Origin of the sequence: Paraburkholderia tropica, from assembly GCF_014171495.1 — a bacterium.
Taxonomy (GTDB): domain Bacteria; phylum Pseudomonadota; class Gammaproteobacteria; order Burkholderiales; family Burkholderiaceae; genus Paraburkholderia; species Paraburkholderia tropica.
On the sequence record NZ_CP049135.1, the window covers coordinates 1,433,219 to 1,456,522 of the forward strand.

The window sequence follows — 23,304 nt, forward strand, 5'->3', positions numbered from 1 at the left end:
CGAACGCAGCATCAGGCGGGCAACGGCGTGACTGGCAACACGGCGTTAATCTGGCCGGTGCCCGAGCTGCCGAAATACGGCGTGACGATTTCCGCGCGGCCTTCGTAGCGGTCCCAGCCCAGCGCGCCGAGCAGCATGGCCGTGTCGTGCATGCCGCCTTCGCCCCAGCACGTTTCGTTGTACATCGGCAGCATGCCGCAGAACGTTTTCCAGTCGCCGCGTTCCCAGAGCGACACCACATGACGGTCGGTCTGTTCGAGAAACGGGTCCCAGACCTTGTGCATGAATGGCTCGGCGCTGCCGTTGTTCGCGAAGTGATGGCTCAGCGAACCGCTCGCGAGTATCGCGACCGTGCCGTCGTAGCGTTCCTCGATCGCTTTGCGCACCGCGAGGCCGAAACGCGCGCTGCTGGCGAGATCATGCCAGTTGCACCAGCCCGCGATCGACACCGTTTTAAAGTGCTGATCGGCGTTCATATAGCGCATCGGCACGAGCGTGCCGTATTCGAGTCCGAGCGTGGTGTCGCTATGCGCGCGCGTTTTCACGCCCATTTCGTTGGCCACGTCGGCGATCAGATGGCCGAGCGCGGCATTGCCCGCATACGCGTACTGCAGATTCTTGATGAAATGCGGTAGCTCGTTGCTGGTGTAATTGCCCTCGAAATGCGGCGCACAATTGATGTGATATTCGCTGTTCACCAGCCAGTGCACGTCGAACACCACGATCGTATCGACACCGAGTTCGCGGCAACGGCGGCCAATTTCCTTGTGTCCGTCGATGGCGGCCTGGCGGCAGCCCTTGTGTGGGCCATCGAGTTCGGAAAGATACATCGACGGCACGTGGGTAATCTTTGCGGCCAACGCGAGTTTGCCCATCGCGGTCTCCTTGTTGTGACTCGCTCAAACACCCCGATTCAAACGCCCCAACGCGGAATGTGATGCGCGCCCATCGACACGCACACGTTCTTCGGCTCGAGGAACACGTCGTAGCTCCACGTGCCGCCTTCGCGGCCCACGCCCGAGGCCTTCGTGCCGCCGAACGGCTGGCGCAGATCGCGCACGTTCTGGCTGTTCACGAAGCACATGCCGGCTTCGATCGCGGCGGCCACGCGCAAGGCGCGGCCCGTGTTTTCCGTCCACACATAGCTCGACAGACCATAGGCGATGTCGTTGGAAAGACGGATGGCGTCCGCTTCGTCGTCGAAGGGAATCAGGCACGCGACCGGCCCGAAGATTTCTTCCTGCGCGATCCGCATGCGGTTATCGACATCGACGAACACGGTCGGACGCACGAAATTGCCTTGTTTCAGGGTCTCCGGCAGATCGGGCGCGTCGAGGCCGCCGCAGGCGAGCGTCGCGCCTTCCTTCGGTCCGAGTTCGATATAGCTGCGCACTTTCGCGAGATGGCCGGGGCTGATCATCGGACCGACCAGCGTGTTTTCGTCGAGCGGATCGCCGACCGTGATGCGTTTCGCGCGCTCGATAAAGCGCTCGGCAAATTGGGCGTAAATCGAGCGCTGCACCAGAATGCGCGAGCCCGCCGTGCAGCGTTCGCCGTTGTTCGAGAAGATCATGAACACGGCGGCGTCGAGCGCGCGCTCGAAGTCGGCGTCGTCGAAAATTACGAACGGCGACTTGCCGCCCAGTTCCATCGAGAACTTCTTGAGGCCCGCGCTCTTCACGATGCGATTGCCGGTGGCCGTCGATCCCGTGAACGAGACAGCGCGCACGTCGGCATGCGCGACGAGCGGTTCGCCGGTTTCCTGGCCATAGCCGTGCACGACATTCAGAACGCCTGCGGGAATGCCCGCTTCCAGCGCAAGCTGGCCGAGCATCGACGCCGTGAGCGGCGACAGTTCGCTCATCTTGAGCACCGCCGTGTTGCCGAACGCGAGGCACGGCGCGACTTTCCAGGTGGCCGTCATGAACGGCACGTTCCAGGGGGAAATCAGCGCGCACACGCCGACCGGATGAAACAGCGTGTAGTTCAGGTGCGTGTTCGTCGGATAAGTGTGACCGTCGACGGCCGTGCACATCTCCGCGAAATACGTGAAGTTGTCGGCGGCGCGCGGCACGAGTTGCTTGCCGGTTTGCGAAATCGTCTGGCCGGTGTCTTTCGTTTCGGTCTGCGCGATTTCCGGCACGTTCTTCGCGATCAGTTCGCCGAGCTTGCGCACGCGTTTCGCGCGTTCGCTCGCGGGCTGCGCGGCCCACGCGGGAAAGGCGTTTTTCGCGGCGCGCACGGCGAGATCGACTTCCTCTGCGCCGCCGCGCGCGACTTCGGCGAGCACGTCCTGATTCGCGGGATTCACGGTCTCGAAGTAGTCGCGGCCCGGGTGGGCGCGGCCGTCGATCAGATGGTCGATGCGCATGGCGTGCTTATTCCGTGGTGGAGGCGCGGCCGAATTCGGCATCGGACGCGATTGTGTTGATCAGGCGGCCGAGACCGTCGATTTCGCAGATGACTTCATCGCCCGTATTCACGTTGAAGACGCCTTCGGGCGTGCCGGTGAGAATGACGTCGCCGGGCGCGAGCGTCATGAAGCTGCTCAGATATTCGATCAGTTCCGCAATGCCCGTGACGAAATCGCGCGTGTTGCCGCGCTGTTTCAGTTCGCCGTTCACGTAGGTGCGCAATTCGAGCGCGTTGACGTCGGCGATATCGGCGGCATCGACGAACCACGGGCCGAGCACGGTGCCGCCGTCGCGATTCTTCACGCGCAGATTCGGTCGATAGTAGTTCTCCAGATAGTCGCGGATTGCGTAGTCGTTCGCGATCGTGTAGCCGGCGACATACTGCATGGCACTTTCGCGCTTGACGTGTTGCGCCGTGCGGCCGATCACGACTGCAAGCTCGCACTCGTAGTGCATGAACGTGACGTCGTCGGGGCGACGCGTGACGCCGCGATGACCGATCACGCTGCCCGGTCCCTTGAGAAAGACGAGCGGCTCTTCCTGCTGCGTGAATTGCAGTTCTTTCGCGTGCTCGGCGTAATTGAGGCCGAGCGCGAAGATCGTGCCCGCTTCGAACGGCGCGAGCCAGACCACGTCGCGCTCGTCGCGCACGCGGCCGTCGGCGAGACGCAAGCGCGGGCCGTGCTCGGTGACGATGGGCGTGGCTTCGTGAATCGCGCCTGCGTAGGCGACGCGGGCGCGCATCATGCTGCGTCTCCTTCAGCGACGAAGTCGATGTTCAGCGCGGGAAAGCCGCCGATGGTGAGCGCGGCGCGCTGGCCCGCGTGCGCGATGGGCGCACCGTGCGGTACGCCGAGCGTGATGACGTCGCCGGGCGCGAGCGTCATGAAATCGGTGACGTCGGCGAGCAGTTGCGCGACGCCGCGCACGTTCGTGGAAGTCGAGGCGCTGAAGCGCGGTTCGCCGGAAAGCTCGACGTGAATCGCCAAATCATCAGGATCGCTAACATATCGACGAGCGAGAACCGCCGGGCCGATCACGCAGAAGTTATCGCGCGCGCGAAAGCGCACGGAAGGACGATAGACGCTCGCGTGCGGCACGCTCAGATCGGCGACCAGCGTATAGCCCGCGATGTAATCGAACGCTTCGCGCGCCTGAATGCGCGCAGCCGTGCGGCCCATCACGATGCCCAGCGATGCGCCCACCTGCACGCCGTTCGCGTCCGGCACGCTCACGCGTGCGCCGTGGCCCGCGAGCGTGTTGCGCGGTTTGAGGTAAAGAATGGGCGCGCGCGGCGGCGCTTTGTACGGTGGCGCATGCACGGCGTCGCCGAGCGCGTCCAGCGCGTGACGGTCGTTGAGCAGCGTACCGTAGACCGCGCCCGAGACCGGCGCGCGACAACGGACGCCACGGACGCCACGAACGCCATCGGCGAGCAGCGCGTGAACGGCTTCGGCGCTCACGTCGCGCGGCAGCGCTTCGCCTTCGAGATGCAGCAGATGATCGGCAACGGCAAACATGGCGTGTCGTGCTTTCCCGAAAATGCTAATATGTGAGTGAGTTTGCGCTGGCGAGCATCGAGCGTCAACCGTCGACGAGGATTTTGCGGGTTTCCCCCAGGCCTCGTTGGTTGCTGCAACCGACTTTCCGACTTTTCGATTCCGCGCCTTCAACGAAGCCACCATGTCCGATTCCTCACGCCTGTCCACGCGCGTCGCGCATCGCAATCTGCCCATGCTGCTGCTGCGTGCGCGCGAAAAGATGATGGAGCGCTTTCGTCCGCTGATCACCGCGCACGGACTCACCGAGCAGCAGTGGCGCGTGATTCGCGCGCTCAACGAAAGCGGGCCGCTGGAGCCGCGGCAGATTTCCGATATCTGCACGATTTCGAGCCCGAGCATGGCGGGCGTGCTCGCGCGCATGGAGGCGCTCGGCCTCGTGACGAAGGAACGTTTCGCCGACGATCAGCGGCGCGTGCTCGTTACGCTCACGAAAAAGAGCCAACAGCTCGTGAAGGCGATTTCGAAGGAACTGGAGGCGCGCTACGCGGCGCTTGAAGCGGAGGTGGGGCCGGAAGTGGTCGAGCGCGTCTATCGCGCCATCGACGATCTGCTGGCCGGGCTCGAATGAACCCGGCGCGGGGGAGGATCTGAACGGCCGGGGTTCAGACGAGCGTTTCGAAAGCGTCGTCGAGTTCGGCGGCGTCGGTCGGACGCACGACGCGCGCGACTTCCGCGCCGTTGCGCAGGAAGATGAGCGTGGGCCAGAGCTTCACGCGAAACGAGCGGCCGAGCGCGCGGCCCGGGCCGTCTTCGACCTGGATGCGCTGCACGGCGGGGTGCTTCGCGAACGCGTCGCCGATCAAGGGCTGCGCGCCCTGGCAATAGCCGCACCAGTCGGTGCCGAATTCGAGTACGGCGGGGCCGCTCAGCGCGTCGATCTCGTTGCGTGCGGGGGCTTTCGTGGCATAGCTCATCGCGTCTCCAGGGGCGTGTCCGTGCATCGTCATACGATACCGCAACCGGGCCGCGCGCGCTGGCGTGCATCGGCCGCGCGGCGTCAGCTCAGTTCGGCGCGCGTGGCGAACGTGGCGCTCGATTCGATGCGCTCGGTCAGCCAGCCGTCGCTGCCTTGCGTGGCGACGAGCGTGTCGATGTCCGCGAGCAGCACGTCGAGTTGGTCGCCGAGCCGTTCGCGCGAGAGACTCGACATCGACAAGGGCCGCGCCTTCAATTGCTCCGCGCTGACGCGCCGATATTCGATGACCGAGATCCGCTCGATGGCGTTGAACGCCGAGCGCGCGAGCACGTCGGTATGGCTTTCGTAATCGGCGGAACGGCGCATTTCGCGCGCGGCGTCGGCGTTCGCGTAGCGGTCGAGCAGGTCGCGGTATTGCGCGGCCCAGGGGCGCTGCGGATCGTCGAGATGCGTGGTGTTGAACAGCGCGACCGCGCCGCGCGTGTCCAGCAAGGCGTCGAGCCGCGCGAGCGTATCGACGCGATCCATCCAGTGAAACGCGCGGCCGATCACCGCGAGATGAAAGCGGCCGAGGTCCGGCGAGAGGTCGTACGAACTGCCCTGGCGATAGTCGATATTGGGCGCGATGCCCGCGCCGAGTTGCGCGGCGACTTCGAGCATGGCCGGTTCCGGATCGATGGCCACGGCGCTCGCCACCCAGCTTGCGAAGGCGAGCGAAAGCTGGCCGGGGGGGCCGCAGCCAAGATCGAGCAGGCGCTGCGAGCCGTCGAGGCCGGCGCGTTGCGCGACGCGGCGAATCAGCGCGGGCGAGTACGCGGGGCGGCCGATCAGATAATGCGGCGCGGCGTTGCGGAAGCGGTCGGGCACGAAGGGCGTGATCTGGTTCATGGCGCGGACGGGCAGGGCGGTGGGAAGAGTCCGCCCAGTCTGCGGATGCGCGGCGGCGGCGTCAAGCAGGGTCCAGGCAGGGTTCAAGCCAGGTGAATCAGCGAAAGGTGAGCCTTTCCGGGAGTGAGCATGGAGCGCAGAAAACGCGCACCGTTCGATTGGCGGCGCGCAACGCCGGTTGTCGTCGAGGAGAAGCTTTATGCCTTAAAACAAGGGATAAAACGCGTTTCCAACGCCAGGCGGAAAACGGACGCGGCACGTTTCGTGCGACAGACTTCACGGCGTTTCGGGCGATCGCAGGCGTTAAGGTGAGCGTTTGCGGGAGCACGCCGATACCGCGCGGCGAGCGGGCAAGACGCGCATCCTGCACCGTGGCTGCGCACACCGGATCGATCTATCGACGCCTGCTTTTAAGGGCTATTCGCGCCCACGCGCCACGACGGCGTCAAATCATCCTGCCGACTTGCGCGCCGTGCGTCGCCCAAAGGTGAGAAGATTCGGGAGCCGCCTGCGCGACGCCCGGGCGGTCACGGGGTGCCCATTGGACGGCTGCACGCGATGGGTATATAACTGCATTAAGCCATTCTTTCGATTTCGTTTCAGCAAGAGGAACCTGTTCATCATGACGAGCGACGACACGCAAAAGCATGACGCTCAAACGCCCTCCGGGGCCACGCCGCAACCCGATCTGGAACATCTGAACGCGGCGTTCTCGCACGTCGACGAAGGCGTGCGGAGCGGCAATATCGCGGCAGGCGCGGCCAAGGGCCTCGTGTACAGCCTGATCGAAACGCTGGGCGCGCTGGTGGGCGACCCGGATCTGCCCGAACATGCCCGCTCGGGCTATGTCGGCCTGCTCGAAGCGGCGCGCGAATTGCGCGTGAAAATCGAGCGCTGACGCAGGCGGCACTCGCGCAATTTCGCGCTTGCGTCGCTTGCGTCAAGCATCACTCGGCGAGCAGCGCCGCGGCCAGTTCGCCTGGCGCGTCGCCGATCTTCAACTCCGGCGTGCCGTGCCAGTCGGCGCAACGCTGTAGCGCACGGCGCAAGTCGGTCACGAGACGGCCGCTCGTGCGCACGCCCGGTTCCAGATGCAGCGACTTCACCTCGAATATGCCTTGCGTGCGATGCGCCTTCGCATCGACGCGTCCGACAAGCTTGCCGCGATTTAATATCGGTAGTACGAAATAACCGTACTTGCGCTTGTGCGCGGGCACGTAGCATTCGATCGCGTAATCGAAGTCGAACAGCGCTACCGCGCGCTTGCGGTCCCACACCACGGGATCGAAGGGCGAGAGCAGCGTGGTGACCGTCGAGGCGAGCGCGCCATTTGCGGCGTCGCCGGCGAACGTCGCGTAATCGCGGTGCACGAACGCGTCGTGCTTCCAGCCTTCCACGCGCACGGGCACGAGTTCGCCCGCGTCGGCGAGCGCGTGCAGCGCTTCGGTGTACGGGCGACGTGGCAGGCGGTAATAGTCGGCGGCCCAGTCGGCGCGGATCGCGCCCAGCGCCTTGCAGGTGCGCAGCAGCAGCGCGCGTTCGGCGTCGGCGCGCGAGGGCAGGTCGCGCGCGTCGCGCCAATGCGGCAGCACGCGCTCGGTCAGGTCGTAGACGCGCTGGAAATTGCGCCGCTCGGCCACCATCAGCGCGCCGATGGCGAACAGCACTTCGAGGTGGCGCTTCTCCGGTTTCCAGTCCCACCAGCCGTCGCTTTTTTCGCCCGCCGCGCGCGCGAAATCGGCGGACCGCACCGGGCCGCTCGCGCGGATGCGTTCGAGCAGCGCGTCGATCTCGCGCCGATGCTTCGCGTGCCATTCGCCCGCGTATTTCCAGCCCATATCCGACGGGTCGAGCATGCGATGACGCAGCAGCCCGTAGTCTTCGATCGGCACGAAACAGGCCTCGTGCGCCCAGTATTCGAACAGCCGCCCTTCGGCGAGATGCGCGTCGAGCCAGCGCGGATCGTACGCGCCCACGCGGCTGAACAGCACGAAATACGGACTGCGCGCGACCACGTGGATCGTGTCGATCTGCAATTGCGCCATGCGGCGGATCGCGTCGAGCACGTCGTCTTTGGTGGCTTTGCGGCGCGGCGGCGCGAGCAGACCCTGCGCCGCGAGATGCAACGTGCGCACGGCGGCGAGCGGCAGCGTCAGGCCGCCGCTCGCGACGGGCGCATCGGGCGCGTTTGCAGTATCGCAGCCGTCTTCGTCACGCATGCAGGCCCGCCATCGCCGCCACGGGCGTGACGCTCGCGTTCGGCGCGGGCGCGGCGCCCAGCATCTGGTGGATCTGCGCGACCACGGCCGCGCCTTCGCCCACGGCGGCCGCGACGCGCTTGGTCGAGCCCGCGCGCGCGTCGCCGATCGCGTAGACGCCTTCGACCGAGGTCGCGAGGCTGCACGATTCGTCGCCCGCGCCGGTCAGCACGAAGCCGTTGGCATCGAGCGCCACGCCGCAATCCTGCAGCCAGTTCGTGTTCGGATCGGCGCCCGTGAAGAGGAACAGATGGCGCGCGTCGAAGTGGTCGACGCCCGCAGGACACGGCGACTTCAGGCGGATCGCGGCGAGCCCGGCTTCGTCCTCGTCGAGCGCACCGATCTCGCTGAGCGGATGCACGTTCACGTTCGGCAGCGAGGCGATGCGGTCGATCAGATAGCGCGACATCGTCGATTCGAAACCGGCCTTGCGGATCAGCACGTCGATCTGGCGCGCGTGCGTGGAGAGATAGACGATCGCCTGGCCCGCCGAATTGCCGCCGCCGACCAGCACGACGTTTTCGTGCTTGCAGAGCTTCGCTTCGACCGGCGAGGCCCAGTAGTAAACGCCGCGTCCCGTGTAGCGGTCGAGCCCGGCGATGGTCGGGCGGCGGTAGATCGCGCCGCTCGCGATCACCACGCTGCGCGCGCGCACGTCGCCGCTGCAGGTTTCGAGGCGGCGCGGTTGCTCGTCGCAATGGAGTTTTTTCACGTTGACCGGAATTGCCACGTGCGCGCCGAACTTCTGCGCCTGCACGAACGCGCGGCCCGCGAGCGCCTGACCCGAAATGCCGGTCGGAAAGCCCAGATAGTTTTCGATGCGCGAACTCGCGCCCGCCTGGCCGCCCGGCGCGCGCGAATCGAGCACGATCACCGAAAGCCCTTCGGACGCGGCGTACACCGCCGTCGCCAGTCCCGCCGGACCCGCGCCGACCACGGCCACGTCGTAGACGCGTTCGCCGTTCAGTTCGGGCAGCAGGCCGAGGCAGGTCGCGAGTTCGGGCGCGGACGGATGGCGCAGCACCGAGCCGTCGGGGCAGATCACGAGCGGCAGGTCTTCGCAGCGCGCCGCGAAACGCTCGATCACGCAGATCATGCTGCTTTCGTCGCGCTCGTCGAGCACCGAATACGGATGGCCGTTGCGCGAGAGGAAGCCTTGCAGCGAGAGCATCGCGGGGTCGTCGTGCTTGCCGACGAGGATCGGGCCGCCCGCGCCCTTTTCGATCAGCGAAACGCGGCGCAGGATCAGCGCGCGTACGATGCGCTCGCCCAGTTCGGCTTCGGCGACGATGGCCGCGCGCAGGCGTTCGGGCGGAATCAGGACCGCATCGACGGGTTCGAGCGCGATGCCGTCGACCAGCGCCGGGCCGCCCGAAAGCTGCCCGACTTCGGCGAGAAAATGGCCGCGTCCGTGCTCGACGATCAGCCGTTCGCGGCCCAGGCCGTCGCGCTGGAACACCTTCACCGAACCCGAGAGCAGCACGAACATGCCGGGGCCGGTGTCGCCGGTGTGGAACAGCAGCTCGCCCGCTTCCCAATGCCGTTGCTCGCCGAAACGCGAGAGGCGCGCGATTTCGTCTTCGGTCAGCTCGGGGAACATCTGGTGCCGCCGCGTGGCGAGCGTCGAGAACGGCGCCTCGGCGGGTTGCGGCTGGGTGTCGGACAGCGTGGAATGCGAGGCGGATTCAGGCGTGGACGGCGCAGCCTCGTAGCGAGGCGGCTCGGTGGCAAGTGAGCCCATCAGGCGTTTCTCCTCGTGCGCGCGATGCGGCGGCGCCGCGCGCGAAACGGACACGATGCAGACAGAAAGCGAACCGGATGCGCGCGGGAAAGAACGCAGGAATCGCGTGAATCGCGTGAATCAGATCGCTTTCGGCGTGATGCTGACCGGAACCTCGGGATGCGGCGCCATGGGCAGCGATTCGAGCGTGCGGCCTGCGTCGCGCCAGGCGTCGAGGCCGCCGAGCAGCGGCACTACGTCGACGAAACCGGCCTCGACGAGCTTCTTCGCCATCCAGGCCGCGGAAATTTCATTGGGGCATGAGCAGTAGATCACGAGCTTCTGCTCGCGCGGATACCGGCTCAGAATCTCTTCGAGCTGACGCTCGTCGGCGAACAGCGCGCCCGGAATGATGAACGGATCGAGCTTGCGCTTTTCCTCCGAGCGAATGTCGAACACCACGGGCGGCGGCTTGTTCGCCATCGCGCGATAGAGGTCGTCCACGGTGATGCGCGCGTTCGCGAGCTTCTTGATGAGCTGGCGGCGGCGCGTCCAGCGGTACATCGCGTAGAGCAGCAGCAGGACCAGCACGACGACCGCCGCGAAACGGCCGAGGCGGCTCGCGCCGGCGAGCATCATGTCGATCTGCGGTGCGAACAGCACGCCGATCAGCAGACCGGTGCCCGACCAGAGCGCGGCGCCAATGCCGTCGAAACCCAGAAACTGTCGATACGGCGTGCCCATCGCGCCGGCCAGCGGCACCGAGACGAGCGACAGTCCCGGCACGAACTTGGCGATGGCGAGCACGCGCACGCCCCAGCGGCCAAAGAAGCGTTCGGTCTTTTTTACGCAGGTGTCGCGCGAGAGCGAGAGCTTGCAGAGCGTCTTGAGCGTGTTGCCGCCGTAGAGACGGCCGGCGAGGAACCAGACGCTGTCGCCGATCAGCATGGCGACGATCGACAGGCCGAGCACCGGCGCGACCTGCTGGCCGACCGAGCCGGGATGCATGGCGGCCATCGCGCCGAACAGGACGAGCGCGGGCATGGCGGGCACGGGCAAGCCGAGCGAGCCGGCGAGCACGTTCAGAAACACGAGCGCAGGCCCGTACTGCGCGATCAGGTCATGTAGCATCGGCTTACTTCCGTCGCCTGAATGCCGCGCCGGTGGGGCCGGAGCGGCGCAATGGGAAGGGTAACGTAACGATTATGGACGCATTTCGAAGGCGTGCAAGCGAGCGCCAAAGCATACGCCGAATGCGGTTCGGGTGCGTTTAACCGGCGGCGCGCCGAATGCTGCGTTGTACGCGCGAGACGATGCATCAAACATCGGCTTAAACATCGACTTAACTGTCGATCAAACGTCGGCCCGCCAAACGAAAACGCGCGACGGAAACCCGACGCGCGTCGTGCCCACGACGCCGCGCGAACGCGCCGGTGGGCGAGGGCGAAACGCCCGTGATAGACCGACTTTCCGGCTTACCGGTTATGCGATTCCCCGGGTATCTCGGCGCCTTGCGCGCGGATGGCCGCAATCAGCTCCGCGGGCGTGATCTCGTAACGCACTTCGCGGTGGATACCTGCCTTGCGCTCGTCGACTTCGATCAGCAAAAGACTCTTGCCGTCGGCCGCCGATTCGAGGCGCAGCGAACGCAGCTCGCGTCCGGTGGCTTCGTCATGCTCGGTGAGCAGGGTCATGGTTCCAGAAGACCCGGTCATGCGCATTGATGTTGTCCTCGTGCGTTGGGTGGTCGAACTGTGGTCGAAGCGGGGTCGAGCCAGTTACGTGGTACGCGGGCGACGTGCGATACGTGGCCAGTTCATTGTACGGTCTCGGTCGCACGGCGTCTCGACCGAGTGAGCGCGGGCGCACACAAGCGCGCTCGCCTCCCTGCCGTCTGGTGAGTGTAACGCGACTGCGCGGGTTTTCACGCATTTTTGCGCGTCTTGCAACGGTGGATGCGGCACGTATTGCGGCGCACGGCATTGTCATGGTTATGACGCAATGCGGCTCTACCGGCTCGCGAGCGTCCCCGCCATGCGGGCAAGAAAAAACGGCTCGCCCGGTAGAGGCCGGGCGAGCCGTTGAAACGCCGTTGTTACTCGGATCAGACACCCACTGGGTGAGCGCTGACGAGTTCAGTGTGAGGCGTGGCGCATGCGCTGTCGAGATGGGACTAATGCCGATCTATCTGAACAATCTGCGTTTGCCTGTTGCGTGATCGATCCGCGAGCGCGTATGCGAATTACGGTACGCGCGCGTTGCGCGAGATCGGCGACAGGCGGCGCCCGCTCCGCGCTCACACCTCGACGGCTTCGTCCTCCAGCGTGCGGGCGTGGACCGGCCGCTGCGCGTTGTTGCGCGCCGCCGCGGTGGTCAAGGTCGACTGGCTGCCCGCGACCGTGAAGAGGCGCACGGCTTCGTCGAGCACGTCGGCCTGTTCGGCGAGGCGCTGCGCCGTAGCGGCGGCCTGCTCGACGAGCGCGGCGTTCTGCTGCGTCGCGCTGTCCAGATGCGCGACCGCCTGGTTGACCTGGCGGATGCCCTCGGCCTGCTCGCCGCTCGCGTTCGCGACTTCGACGATGATCGATTGCACGCGGCTCACGGCTTCGTCGATGGCGCGCATCTGCGAAGTCGTGTGGCCGACCAGCTCGGTGCCGCGCGCGATCTCGTGGACGCTCGCATCGACGACCTGCTTGATTTCCTTCGCCGATGCCGCGCAACGCTGGGCGAGCATGCGCACCTCGCCCGCGACGACGGCGAACGAGCGGCCCGCCTCGCCCGCGCGCGCCGCCTCGACGGCCGCGTTGAGCGCGAGGATGTTGGTCTGGAACGCGATGCCGTCGATCACGCCGGTGATGTCGGCGATACGCTTCGAGGCGTCGGTGATGCCCGACATCGTGCGTTCCATGCGGCCCGCGATCGAACCGCCTTCGGCGGCCGCTTCCTGCGCTTCGCGCGCGAGATCGAGCGCGCGCGTGCTGGCTTCCGCGTTGGCCTGCACGGTGGTCGTCAACTGATCCATCGTGGCGGCGGTTTCTTCGAGCGAGGCGGCCTGCAATTCGGTGCGGCGCGAGAGGTCGAGATTGCCGGTCGAGATTTCGTGCGCGGCGTCGAGCATGCCGTCGATCTGCGAGCGCACGTCGCAGACGATGGCCGTGAGATTGGCCTGAAGCTGGTTGAGCGCCTGCAGCACGTCGCCGAGATCGTCCTTCGATGCGATCGCGAGCGTGGCGGTGAGGTCGCCCGCGGCCATGCGCGTTGAGGCCGCCGACATCTGCGCGAGCGGCTCGCCGAGATGACGCGTCGAGAGACGCCAGGCCGCGACGCTGCACACGGCGGCCGGGCCGAATGCGCACCAGAACGGCGTGGGCGGCAGACCTTGATACGCCGCGAAACCCGCGGCGGCGAGCGCGGCGGGCACGAGCGCGTAACCGATGGCGATGCGCGTGGCGATCGGCAGACGCATCACCGACTTCACCGCGCCGATGAAGCCGGTGCGCGCGAGCTCGCCGTGCAGCAGACGCACGCCGCGCAGACGGCCCTCGCGCATCTGCGCATAGAGCGCTTCGGCGTCGCGCACTTCGTCGCGCGTGGGCTTCACGCGCACGCTCAGATAGCCGACCACGGTGCCTTGCTCGGACACGGGCGTCACGTTCGCGCGCACCCAGTAGTGGTCGCCGGACTTGCGGCGGTTCTTGACGAGCGCGGTCCAGGGCCGGCCGGCTTTAACGGTCTCCCACAGGTCGGCGAACGCCTCGGCCGGCATGTCGGGATGGCGGATGATGTTGTGCGGCTTGCCGATCAGCTCATCTTTCGTAAAACCCGAAACGGCAACGAAAGCGGGATTGCAATACTGGATGCGGCCTTTGAGGTCGGTGGCCGAGACAAGCATCTGCGAAGCAGGATAGTCGAACTCCTGCTGCGTGACGGGTTGATTGTTGCGCATGGGATTCCTTCCAGGGGGGTCTACGCTGACCCAACAACATGCCGGGAATAACGGCATTTCCCTTCATTTCTTTAGGGCTTTTGGCGAGGGGATTGGCTGTGCGAGTCATGGCGCATCGACGTCGGCGTGGCGCACGGCGAAAACGGTCGCGTGTCGGACGCGCAGGCGCGCCAGAAATTCGCTGTGCGTTCAATGACCTGCCGAATGTGTCGGCGAGATATGCACAGGGTTGCTCACGGTTTCTGTGGATAAATCCATGGGGCGGCAGAGTGTGTTGACAGATTCGGTGCTAATCGCGAGTGTCCCGCGTGGAATCCGATTCGCATCAGCCAGTTAGCGTCGATGTCCCGAAGTTACGCACAGGGCTTTGAACAATTTCTGTGGATAAGGTTGGGCGGGGAGCGGGCGGTCAATCCTTCGCGGGGGCGCAACGAAGTCAGTCGAAATGGAAATGCGGAAAAATTAAACAGTTCGTATCGCTAATCAAATTTGACGCGAAAGAAAAGCCGCTTTATCGCGGTTTTCAATTCTAAAAAAATAAAGAGGAATGCAAAAGAATTGGATGAACGTTGCGCGTCGAATTAAAACCCGCTCACTAGAATAAATCAGACAAATACGCGCCAGCAAACAGAAAATTACACAAGCCAATCCAAAAAATTACATTTCCATTATTTTTTTTGGCTGAATCGGCAAAAACCCCACACGGTGTAGCTGAAACGCATCAATCATTTGAAATAAACAGAAATATCTGGAATGATACTGATTCTCATTCGCCCGCACGGATCCAGGCCGTTTCGGGCTTGTTAAATCCAACCTAGCCAGCCTGTCGCCGAGCCTTCGTCTGCATGAAGGGGCGGCCAGCCAGCCACCTGAATCCACGTCGATCGCGCCTCCTTCGCGCGTTCCATCGACTGGCTTTTCGCCGCACAGGGACCCCCATGTTGAACAGGACGCCGCTCGCGAGTGCGCTCGCGCTGGCTTTTGCCGTACCTATCGCTTCGCCCGCGTTCGCGCAGAGCGCGCCCGTCGCCGCTTCGGCGGTGAGCGCCGCCGCGCCCGCCGGCAAGAACGCCGGCTCGAACGCCACGACGAACGCCACGACGAACGCCACGACGAACGCCACGACGAACGCCACGACGAACGCCACGACGAACGCCACGACGGACGGCGCCACGCTGCCCGCCGTGTCGGTGTCCGCCGACGCGCCCTCGCAGGACTTTCAGGCCGAAAAATCGTCGGTCGGCGCGAAGACGCCCACGGCGCTGCGCGACATTCCGCAGTCGGTCACGGTGATCAACAAGGCGCTGCTGCAGTCGCAAGGCGCGACCTCGTTCCAGGACGCGCTGCGTAACGCGCCCGGCATCACCATCGGCGGCGCGGAAGGCGGCCAGATCGGCAACAACATCAACCTGCGCGGTTTCACGGCCCAGAACGACATCTATCTCGACGGCTTTCGCGACCGCAACCAGTACTATCGCGACACCTTCGACCTCGAATCGATCGACGTGCTGTACGGCCCCTCGTCGATGCTGTTCGGGCGCGGCTCCACGGGCGGCGTGATCAATCAGGTGAGCAAGCAGGCCGGTCTCAAGCCGATCACCGAAGTTTCGACGACGGTCGGCACCAGCGACCGCTATCGCGCGACCGTCGACGTCGATCGTCCGCTCGGCGACCACGCGGCGTTCCGCCTGAACGCGTTCGGCCAGTCGCTCGGCTCCACGCGCGACCAGATGAAGAACAAGGACTACGGCTTCGCGCCGACGCTGCGTTTCGGCATCGGCACGCCCACGGAAGTCACGCTTTCCGCGCTCATCCAGCACAACTACGATCAGCCCGATTACGGCGTGCAGTCGATCAACGGTCATCCGTTCTCGCCGTCGAAGGGCACGTACTACGGTCTCACCGACGACCGCACGATTCAGGACGTGCAGACCGTGTCCGCGCGCGTCGATCACAAGTTCAACGATCAGTTCAAGATCAGCAACCAGACGCAGTTCTCGCACTCGCTCACCGATGCGCGCGAGACCGCGGCGGGCGCGGTGCTGACCGGGCCGCTCGCGTCGAGCACGGCGCTCAAGAACGGCAACTACACGACGCTGCCGCTGTCCGATCTCTACGTGAAGCTCGCGAGCCACGACCGCGTGATCGAGAATCACTCGATCTACAACGATACGATGGCCACGTACAAGTTCAACACGGGGCCGCTGCGGCACGAGATGCTCGCGGGCATCGAGATCGGCCACGACAGTTATACGAATCAGGCCTATACGCGCAACAACCTGCCGATTCTGTCGCTGCTCGATCCGGTCTATGTGCCGACGCCTTCGAACGTCACGCAGACGGTCGGCAATCACGCGGAGTCGGGCGCGACCACGTTCGCGGCGTATTTCAACGAAACGATGTCGATCGGCGAGCACTGGAAACTGATTGGCGGCGTGCGTTGGGATCGCTTCCAGGCGCACATCGCGAATACGATCAGCGCGCCGAGTTATGCGGATCAGACCAACACGTTCACGAGCGTGCGCGCGGGCGCGATCTATCAGCCGACCGACTGGCAGTCGTATTACTTCTCGTACGGCACCTCGTTCGATCCGTCGCTCGAGGCGCTGACGGTCACGAACAACACGCAGAATCTCGCGCCGGAGCACACCAAATCGTATGAAGTGGGCGGCAAGTGGGACTTGCTCGGCGGCAATCTTTCGGTGACCTCGGCGTTCTTCCAGCAGGAAATGGATAACGCGCGCACGCAGACGTCGACGGGCGAATACACGCTCGAAGGCGATATTCGCGTGCGCGGTTTCCAGGCGGGCGCGACCGGCCATATCACCGACAAGTGGCAGGTGTTCGCGGGCTACACCTATATGGACGGCGTCGTGCTGCAGGCCGCCGACGGCACGCAGGGCCACACGCCCGCGAACACGCCGCGCAACACCTTCACGCTGTGGACCACGTATGCGCTCACGCCGCATTGGGAAGTGGGCGGCGGTCCGACCTATATGTCCTCGCGTTATGCGGCCAACACGAATTACGTCGAAGTGGGCGGCTACACGCGCTGGGACGCGATGGCCGGATACCATGCGAAGAAGTGGGACGTGCGTCTGAACGTGCTGAACATCACCAACAAGTTCTACTACGACGCGCTGATCCAGTCGGATGGCGGACGCTCGGTGCCGGGCGTCGGCCGCACGGTGCTCGCGACGTTCGACTACCGGCTCTGATCGCTTCGGCGAGCAGCGTCGCCGCGCAGTCGTGTGAACGGAAAAGCGTGCGCGCGCATCGATCGTCGTTGCTTCGGCGACGTTTCGATGCCGCTTCGACTACGTTTGGATGCACGCGCGCGCGGCAACGCGCATGTCACGCAAAGCCCGCATCATCATGCGGGCTTTGGCGCGTCCGGCGCGCATGCAGTGCGAAGAGTCCGAAGTGAGCCTGGCCCGAAGTTCAGAATAGCGCCTGAAACAAGGCCTGAAATACCGCGTAACATGCGCGCCGTGCTGTCAACCTGTAAGCCAGCGAAGAAGGAAGCGATAATGCTGATTCACATCCCCAACGTACTGACACACGAGCAGGTCCGCGCGCTGCGCGCACGGCTCGACAACGCGGGCGATGCCTGGGTCGACGGCCGTGCAACGGCCGGCTGGCAGGGCGCGCCCGTCAAGCGCAATCAGCAGATCGCGGAACACACGCCGATCGCGCGCGAACTCGGCGACGTCGTGCTGGCGGCCATCGAGCGCAATCCGCTCTTCATCAGCGCCGCGTTGCCCAATCAGGTGTATCCGCCGCTCTTCAATCGCTATGAAGGCGGCATGACGTTCGGCTCGCATGTCGACGGTGCGGTGCGCGTGCTGCCCAACGGCCTGAAGCTGCGCACCGACGTCTCGGCCACGCTGTTTCTCTCGGCGCCCGAGGAGTACGACGGCGGCGAGCTCGTGATCGAAGACACCTATGGCGTGCAGGAAGTGAAGCTGGCCGCGGGCGACATGATCGTCTATCCGGCCACGAGTCTGCATCAGGTGAAGCCCGTCACGCGCGGCGTGCGCATGGGCAGCTTCTTCTGGGTGCAGAGCCTCGTGCGCGACGACACGAAACGCGCGCTGCTCTTCGACATGGATACGGCCATCCAACGTTTGAACGCGAGCGACGCCGACGCCCAGGCGCGGCGCAGTCTCGTGGGTTGCTACCACAATCTTTTGCGTATCTGGAGTGAGACGTGAGTTCTACCGAATCGGCAGTATTGATCGACGATAGCCAACGCGCCGAACGTGCGAAACGTTCGCGCCGCGCCACTTTCATCAAGTGGCTGCGCAAGGTGCACGGCTGGGTGGGTTTGTGGGGCGCGGCGCTCGGCTTGCTGTTCGGCGTGACGGGCTTCGTGCTCAATCACCGCATGGAGCCGCTGCGCATTTCGCCGGGCGCGCCGCAGGTTTCGTCGATGCAGCTTCCCGTGCCCGATCCCGCGCCGGAAACGCCGCGCGAAATGGCGAAGTGGCTCAAGTCGCAGCCCGATCTGAAGCTGCCGCAGCGCATGGGCCGCGTGCAGAAGGAACCCGAGCACAAGGTGGCCTGGGGCGATCGCGAGACCGTGCAGCCCGAGCACTGGCAGATGATGTTCACGGCGCCGCACGAAACCGTGGCCGTCGAATACTGGGTGGGCAACGATGTCGTCACGCTCAAGCGCACCGACAATTCGCTGATGGCGACCATCACGAATCTGCACAAGGGCGTGGGCATGAGCGTCGGTTGGGTGCTGTTCATCGACACCTTCGCGGGCGCGCTCATTCTGCTGTCGCTCACGGGCGTGCTGTTGTGGACCGAGCTGAACAAGCGCAAGACCATCGGCGCGCTGCTGCTGATCGGCTCGATCGTCGTGGGCGTGTGCGTGGGCCTCGGTTGATCCTGCCGGGTTGTTCTGCCCGTTTGATCCTGGCTAGCCCAGATGCCGCGCGAGATAGTCGACGAACGCGCGTACTTTCGGCGGTAAAAACCGGTTCGGCGGATAGAGCAGCCAGACCGGGCCCGAGTAGGCACGCGCTTCGAAGGTCCACTGCGGCAGCACTTGTACAAGGCCGCCGGCGCGCAATGCGTCGGCGGCGGTGAATTCGGGCAGGCAGGCGATGCCCCAGTCGTCGAGCGCCGCTTCGAGCCGCGCGCCCGCGTGGTTCGCCACATAGCGGCCCTTCACCTCGACGGTCTGCGTGTGCGTGCCTTGACGCAAGCGCCAGCGATGATCGTCGGAGGTTTCTCCCAGCCACAGGCAGTCGTGCTGCGCCAGATCGCGCGGCGTCTTCGGCGTGCCGCGCGCATTCAGATACGCGGGCGACGCGCACAGCAGCCAGCGCACCTCGCCGAGCTGACGCGCGGCGAGCCCCGGCGGCGGCGTGCGCGTCGGGCGGATCACGAGATCGAGGCCGTCGCGCAGCGGATCGACTTCGTGATCGGCGAACACGAGCTGCACGTCCACGTCGGCGTAGTCGCGCAAAAAGCCCGGAATCAGCGGATGAATCACGGTTTTCGCGTAGGCCGTGGGCGCGCTGACGCTCACGCGTCCCTGCGGTTTCGCCGCGAGCTGGCCCGCCGCGTCGACGGCGCCCGCAGCCGCACTCACCATGTCGCGGCAGTGCCGATACACCTCCTCGCCCGATTCGGTCACGCGCACCTGGCGCGTCGAGCGTTCCAGCAGGCGTGCGCCAAGCGCCTCTTCGAGACGCTTGATCTGGCGGCTGACCGTCGACGGCGTGCTGCCCAGCTGGCGCGCGGCCAGCGAAAAATTGCCCGCTTCGACCACGCGCGCGAAGGCGGCGAGATCGGGCAGCAGCGCGAAAAGCGTGGTCGGATTCATCGGGATGGACGATGCAATTTGTGCGTTTGCGACATAAAAGCTGTGCGCGACGACCCGATTATCGCGACGAATGCAAGGATGGACAATAGGCGCTCTCCGCAGATTTCCGCTGCGAACGCCCGCCAGAGAGGTCCACGCCATGTCCGCCGCCCGTCACCCATCGATGCATCTCGCCGACTGGCTCCTGCTCGCCGTCGCCTTCGTCTGGGGCACGAGTTACGGCGTGGTGAAGGACGCGCTCGTGTTCTATCCGGTGCTGGGCCTGCTGGCGCTGCGCTTCGGCCTGACCTTCGTGCTCCTCTCGCCCGCGCTGCGGACGCTGCGCACGGCGTCGCGCCGCGCGCTCGGCGGCGTGCTGTGCGCGGGCATGCTGCTGCTGGGGATTTTTCTGTGCGAGACCTTCGGCGTGATGCTGACGCGCGCCTCGAATGCGGCGTTTCTCATCAGCCTGTGCGTGGTGCTCACGCCGCTCGCGGAATGGGCGATGTTGCGCCGGCGGCCGTCGCGCGCCGAATGGGCGGCGGTGGCGGTCTCGCTCGCGGGCGCGTGGCTGCTGGCGGGCGGCGACTACCGGCCCAACGCCGGCGATGCGCTGATCCTGCTGGCGGCGCTCCTGCGCGCGATCTCCGTCTGCGTCACGCGGCGCGTGATGCGCGACGCCGCCATTGCGCCGCTCGCCGTGACGGCGGTGCAGGCGGGTTGCGTGGCGGCGGGCAGCGCGGTGCTCGCGCTGGTGTTCGCGCACGGCCAGTGGCAGCCGCTGCCGACGTTCTCCGCGCATCTGCCGTTCTGGAGCAGCGTGGCGTGGCTCGTCGGCGCGTGCACGCTGTTCGCGTTCTTCATCCAGAACTACGCCGTGCGCCGCAGCAGCCCGACGCGCGTGGCCTTGCTGATGGGCAGCGAACCGGCGTTCGGCGCGCTGTTCGCCTGCGTGTGGCTCGGCGAGCGCCTGAGCGTGGCCGCGTGGACGGGCGGCGCGTTGATCGTCGCGGCCTCGCTGTTCGCGGTGGTGCCGTGGCGGCGTGCCGCAGCGAAGGCTGTGAGCGAAGCGCTCAACGCATGAACGCTCGGTTCAGTCCTTCACGCCGCGCTTGCGCAACAGATACGTATCCATGATCCAGCCGTTCGCCTCGCGCGCCTCGCCGCGCACGCGCACGATTTCGTCCTTCACGTCGTCGAGCTTGCCCGCGACGAGAATTTCGTCGGGCGTGCCCACATACGCGCCCCAGTAAATGTCGAGCTCCTCGCCATCGAGCTGCGTATAGGCGTTCTGTGCGTCGAGCATCACGACGGCGCTGTCGGCGTCGCGCGGAAAACCGTTTTCGACGAGCCGCCGCCCCGTGGTGATGCTCACCGGCTTGCCGATGAAATTGAGCGGCACGCGATGCTTCGCGGCCAGCGCCTGCACGCTGCTGATGCCCGGAATCACCTCGAACTCGAACGCGAGCCGCCCTTCGCCGAGGATCGCATCGAGAATGCGGATCGTGCTGTCGTAGAGCGCGGGATCGCCCCAGACGAGGAACGCGCCGCATTGGCCGTCGGCGAGTTCATGCTCGATCAGCCCTTCGAATACGCGCTGCTTGTCGCGATTGAGTTCGTCGACAGCCGCCTTGTATTCGACGCCGTCGCGCCGCCGCTCGGGACTCGTCGCCTCGACGATGCGGTAATCGGGGTTCTCGATGAAGCGCGCGCAGATCTCCTTGCGCAGCGCCACGAGCTTGTCTTTCGCGGGGCCTTTGTCCATCACGAAGAACACGTCGGCGGCGTTGAGCGCCTTGACGGCCTGCATGGTCAGATAGTCGGGATCGCCCGCGCCGATGCCGATGATGAGGATCTTTTTCACGTCGATAGTCCGGTGAGTGCGTCGTCCAGGCGGGCCTCAAAAGGGCCGCAGAAGCGCTGCCAAGGGCCGCGCCGGGCGAGCGGAAGGCCGGAAATGATAGCGCGAGTTGGCGCGCGCGCCCATTTCGCGGGCTGTGTGTACACGGTCATTTTCTTCAATACGCGCGCTCGCGCGCTGCGTACGCTCGACGCTGAATCATCGCCGTCTGGCGTATCGAGGAGAATCGTGAGCACTGTCATGTCCATGGCCGCCTTCGCGCTGGCCACTTCCATCACCCCCGGACCCGTGAACATCGTCGCGCTCGGCGCGGGCGCGCGCTATGGCTTGCGCGCGAGCCTGCGCCACGTGACGGGCGCGACCGTGGGCTTCGCGCTGCTGTTGCTGCTGATCGGCCTCGGCCTGCACGAACTGCTCGCGCAATGGCCGTTTCTCACGCGCGCGATCGAATGGGCGGGCGTGGCGTTTCTGCTTTACGTGGCGTGGCGGCTCGCCATCGACGACGGCCATATCGACGCCTCGCGCGAATCACGCGGCCCCTCGCTGATGACGGGCGCGGCGATGCAATGGCTCAATCCGAAGGCGTGGCTCGCGTCGGTGGCGGGCATGGGCGCGTATGCGGCCTCGGGCGAGAAGGCACTGGTCTGGCAGTTCGCCGCGATCTATTTCGTGGTCTGCTACGCGTCGATTGCGTGCTGGGCGTGGGCGGGCGCGTCGCTGCGTCAGGCGCTGCGCGAGCCGTCGCGCGTGCGCTTCGTGAACCGGCTGATGGCCGCGCTGCTGGCGGCGAGCGCACTGTGGCTGCTGCTGGGCTGATTGCGTCGAAGCTTCAGCCGCGATACTGACCCGGTGTGGCCGCGACGAACTGCCGGAACGCGCGTTGCAGATGCGCCTGATCGGCGAAACCCGCTTCGGCGGCGACGTCGGCGATAGCGTGACCGCGCCGCAATTGCGCGCGGCTGAACTCGATGCGCCGGTTCACGACATACGCGTGCGGCGTCATGCCGTACTGCTCGCGAAACGCACGGATCAGATGCGACGGCGACAGGTCGGCGGCCGCGCAGATCTCGTCGAGCTTGAGCGCGCGCGTGTAATTGCCGTCGATGAATTCGGCGGCGCGCGCAAGACGTGGATTCGGTTCGCGCGCGGCGAGCGGCGCGGATTCGAGCGCTGGTTGGCGTGCCGGTTGGAGCGCATCGTGCAGTGCCGTGAAATACGCTCTCACGGCGTATTCCTTGCGCGCGTTATCTTCATGCGGATCGACGAGCATGTCGTAGAGCGCGTTGAGCCCCGCAAACAAGGCGGGATCGCGCGTGAGCGTCTGCTCGAAGGGACGCAGGCCGTCCTGCGCGCCGCAGCCGAGTTCGCGTTGCAGCTTCGCGAGCCAGTCCACGTCGACGTAAAACATGCGATAGGCCCACGCTTCATCGGCGGCCGGATTGCACGCGTGCACGACGTTCGCGTTGATGATGACGACCGACCCCGCGCCGATATGCTGCAACGTATTGCCGTTCAGATAGGTGCTGTGCCCGCCCGTGACCGCGCCGATCGAAAACGTGCTGTGCGCGTGACGGCCATAGCTGACCTTGCGGCCATCGGCGATGGCGCGCACTTCGATGAAAGGCAGGGCGTCGTCGCGCCAGAAGCTCGGCGTGCCTGCAGCGATGGCGGACGTGGACGGCATGAATGGGCTCGCGGAAACGAAACAGCGTGAAGCTCGATGGTAGCGCAAACGCGGTGGCAGTCACGCGCGGCGCGGCAAGCATCATAAACAATTAGAGTCCGTGCGCTAACGCACTAATTAAGTACGTTCATCATTTCGTCATACGGATGCGCCGATAATTCGCGTTGAATAAATTGGCCTGCCTTGTCACGAGTCGCGTAACGATAGCGCGACCGGCACGGCGCGGCTCGGGGATTT

The 23,304-nt window shown here is 65.4% G+C and carries 22 protein-coding genes; 7 read left to right on the forward strand and 15 right to left on the reverse strand.

The window, feature by feature from the left end; translation table 11 throughout:
• Positions 1–11: 11 nt before the first annotated feature.
• The 4 genes from hpaD to G5S35_RS21255 are packed head-to-tail and all read right to left on the reverse strand — an operon-like array spanning position 12 to position 3,934.
• Positions 12–875, reverse strand: coding sequence for a 3,4-dihydroxyphenylacetate 2,3-dioxygenase (hpaD, locus tag G5S35_RS21240; protein ID WP_065064390.1), 864 nt, complete (start codon positions 873–875; stop codon positions 12–14).
• A 38-nt stretch (positions 876–913) separates the two neighbouring features.
• Complete coding sequence (gene hpaE, locus G5S35_RS21245) at positions 914–2,371, reverse strand: 5-carboxymethyl-2-hydroxymuconate semialdehyde dehydrogenase (protein WP_183038960.1); 1,458 nt, start codon at positions 2,369–2,371, stop codon at positions 914–916.
• A 7-nt stretch (positions 2,372–2,378) separates the two neighbouring features.
• Positions 2,379–3,161 (reverse strand): fumarylacetoacetate hydrolase family protein, encoded by a 783-nt coding sequence (locus G5S35_RS21250; RefSeq protein WP_183038961.1) that lies wholly within the window; start codon positions 3,159–3,161, stop codon positions 2,379–2,381.
• Complete coding sequence (locus G5S35_RS21255) at positions 3,158–3,934, reverse strand: fumarylacetoacetate hydrolase family protein (RefSeq protein WP_183038962.1); 777 nt, start codon at positions 3,932–3,934, stop codon at positions 3,158–3,160. The genes G5S35_RS21250 and G5S35_RS21255 overlap by 4 nt, the downstream gene beginning before the upstream one ends.
• Before the next feature lie 214 nt (positions 3,935–4,148).
• On the opposite strand from G5S35_RS21255, the gene hpaR reads away from it, so the two are divergent.
• Entirely contained in the window at positions 4,149–4,544 is a 396-nt protein-coding gene (gene hpaR, locus G5S35_RS21260; RefSeq protein WP_074981377.1) for a homoprotocatechuate degradation operon regulator HpaR, read from the forward strand.
• A gap of 34 nt (positions 4,545–4,578) precedes the next feature.
• Here the strand turns inward: hpaR and G5S35_RS21265 are convergent, their stop codons facing one another.
• Together G5S35_RS21265 and G5S35_RS21270 are read right to left on the reverse strand one after the other, a co-directional pair.
• Positions 4,579–4,890 (reverse strand): thioredoxin family protein, encoded by a 312-nt coding sequence (locus G5S35_RS21265; RefSeq protein ID WP_221415612.1) that lies wholly within the window; start codon positions 4,888–4,890, stop codon positions 4,579–4,581.
• Between the two features lie 83 nt (positions 4,891–4,973).
• Positions 4,974–5,780 (reverse strand): class I SAM-dependent methyltransferase, encoded by an 807-nt coding sequence (locus tag G5S35_RS21270; protein ID WP_183038963.1) that lies wholly within the window; start codon positions 5,778–5,780, stop codon positions 4,974–4,976.
• Between the two features lie 622 nt (positions 5,781–6,402).
• Here G5S35_RS21270 and G5S35_RS21275 point away from each other — a divergent pair.
• Complete coding sequence (locus G5S35_RS21275; RefSeq protein ID WP_065064380.1) at positions 6,403–6,678, forward strand: hypothetical protein; 276 nt, start codon at positions 6,403–6,405, stop codon at positions 6,676–6,678.
• A gap of 49 nt (positions 6,679–6,727) precedes the next feature.
• Here G5S35_RS21275 and G5S35_RS21280 read toward each other — a convergent pair whose 3' ends face one another.
• The 5 genes from G5S35_RS21280 to G5S35_RS21300 all read right to left on the reverse strand — a co-directional run bounded on the left by G5S35_RS21280 (position 6,728) and on the right by G5S35_RS21300 (position 13,704).
• Positions 6,728–7,999, reverse strand: coding sequence for a winged helix-turn-helix domain-containing protein (locus tag G5S35_RS21280; RefSeq protein ID WP_183038964.1), 1,272 nt, complete (start codon positions 7,997–7,999; stop codon positions 6,728–6,730).
• The gene (locus tag G5S35_RS21285) at positions 7,992–9,779 is read right to left on the reverse strand and encodes an FAD-dependent oxidoreductase (RefSeq protein WP_082992222.1); all 1,788 of its coding nucleotides are present in this window, start codon (positions 9,777–9,779) and stop codon (positions 7,992–7,994) included. The genes G5S35_RS21280 and G5S35_RS21285 overlap by 8 nt, the downstream gene beginning before the upstream one ends.
• Positions 9,780–9,899: 120 nt before the next feature.
• Complete coding sequence (locus G5S35_RS21290; RefSeq protein ID WP_065064378.1) at positions 9,900–10,889, reverse strand: DedA family protein/thiosulfate sulfurtransferase GlpE; 990 nt, start codon at positions 10,887–10,889, stop codon at positions 9,900–9,902.
• A gap of 344 nt (positions 10,890–11,233) precedes the next feature.
• Positions 11,234–11,479 carry a hypothetical protein gene (locus tag G5S35_RS21295; RefSeq protein ID WP_065064376.1) on the reverse strand — a complete coding sequence of 82 codons (246 nt, stop codon included), beginning with the start codon at positions 11,477–11,479 and terminating at the stop codon, positions 11,234–11,236.
• 575 nt (positions 11,480–12,054) lie between these two features.
• Positions 12,055–13,704: a methyl-accepting chemotaxis protein gene (locus G5S35_RS21300; RefSeq protein WP_183038965.1), complete on the reverse strand. Its 1,650-nt coding sequence runs from the start codon at positions 13,702–13,704 to the stop codon at positions 12,055–12,057.
• A gap of 938 nt (positions 13,705–14,642) precedes the next feature.
• On the opposite strand from G5S35_RS21300, the gene G5S35_RS21305 reads away from it, so the two are divergent.
• From G5S35_RS21305 to G5S35_RS21315, 3 genes are all read left to right on the forward strand, one after another.
• Positions 14,643–16,922 (forward strand): TonB-dependent receptor, encoded by a 2,280-nt coding sequence (locus tag G5S35_RS21305; RefSeq protein WP_183038966.1) that lies wholly within the window; start codon positions 14,643–14,645, stop codon positions 16,920–16,922.
• A 312-nt stretch (positions 16,923–17,234) separates the two neighbouring features.
• Positions 17,235–17,918 carry a Fe2+-dependent dioxygenase gene (locus G5S35_RS21310; RefSeq protein ID WP_110325771.1) on the forward strand — a complete coding sequence of 228 codons (684 nt, stop codon included), beginning with the start codon at positions 17,235–17,237 and terminating at the stop codon, positions 17,916–17,918.
• Complete coding sequence (locus G5S35_RS21315) at positions 17,915–18,598, forward strand: PepSY-associated TM helix domain-containing protein (RefSeq protein WP_176079723.1); 684 nt, start codon at positions 17,915–17,917, stop codon at positions 18,596–18,598. The genes G5S35_RS21310 and G5S35_RS21315 overlap by 4 nt, the downstream gene beginning before the upstream one ends.
• 33 nt (positions 18,599–18,631) lie before the next feature.
• On the opposite strand, the gene G5S35_RS21320 is transcribed toward G5S35_RS21315, so the two are convergent.
• Positions 18,632–19,543 carry a LysR family transcriptional regulator gene (locus G5S35_RS21320; RefSeq protein ID WP_183038967.1) on the reverse strand — a complete coding sequence of 304 codons (912 nt, stop codon included), beginning with the start codon at positions 19,541–19,543 and terminating at the stop codon, positions 18,632–18,634.
• A 139-nt stretch (positions 19,544–19,682) separates the two neighbouring features.
• Between G5S35_RS21320 and G5S35_RS21325 the strand changes: the two genes are divergently transcribed.
• A complete protein-coding gene (locus tag G5S35_RS21325) occupies positions 19,683–20,606 on the forward strand; it encodes a DMT family transporter (RefSeq protein WP_124260657.1) in 924 nt (307 codons plus the stop codon).
• Positions 20,607–20,615: 9 nt separating this feature from the next.
• Here G5S35_RS21325 and cobF read toward each other — a convergent pair whose 3' ends face one another.
• Together cobF and G5S35_RS21335 are read right to left on the reverse strand one after the other, a co-directional pair.
• Positions 20,616–21,386, reverse strand: a complete 771-nt coding sequence (cobF, locus tag G5S35_RS21330) for a precorrin-6A synthase (deacetylating) (RefSeq protein ID WP_124260658.1) — start codon at positions 21,384–21,386, stop codon at positions 20,616–20,618.
• A complete protein-coding gene (locus tag G5S35_RS21335) occupies positions 21,383–21,625 on the reverse strand; it encodes a hypothetical protein (protein ID WP_146229917.1) in 243 nt (80 codons plus the stop codon). The genes cobF and G5S35_RS21335 overlap by 4 nt, the downstream gene beginning before the upstream one ends.
• Between G5S35_RS21335 and G5S35_RS21340 the strand changes: the two genes are divergently transcribed.
• On the forward strand, positions 21,612–22,199 hold the full coding sequence (locus G5S35_RS21340) for a LysE family translocator (protein ID WP_065064447.1): 588 nt from the start codon (positions 21,612–21,614) through the stop codon (positions 22,197–22,199). The genes G5S35_RS21335 and G5S35_RS21340 overlap by 14 nt on opposite strands.
• A 13-nt stretch (positions 22,200–22,212) precedes the next feature.
• Here G5S35_RS21340 and G5S35_RS21345 read toward each other — a convergent pair whose 3' ends face one another.
• Positions 22,213–23,067 carry an AraC family transcriptional regulator gene (locus G5S35_RS21345; RefSeq protein WP_110325767.1) on the reverse strand — a complete coding sequence of 285 codons (855 nt, stop codon included), beginning with the start codon at positions 23,065–23,067 and terminating at the stop codon, positions 22,213–22,215.
• Between the last annotated feature and the right edge of the window lie 237 nt (positions 23,068–23,304).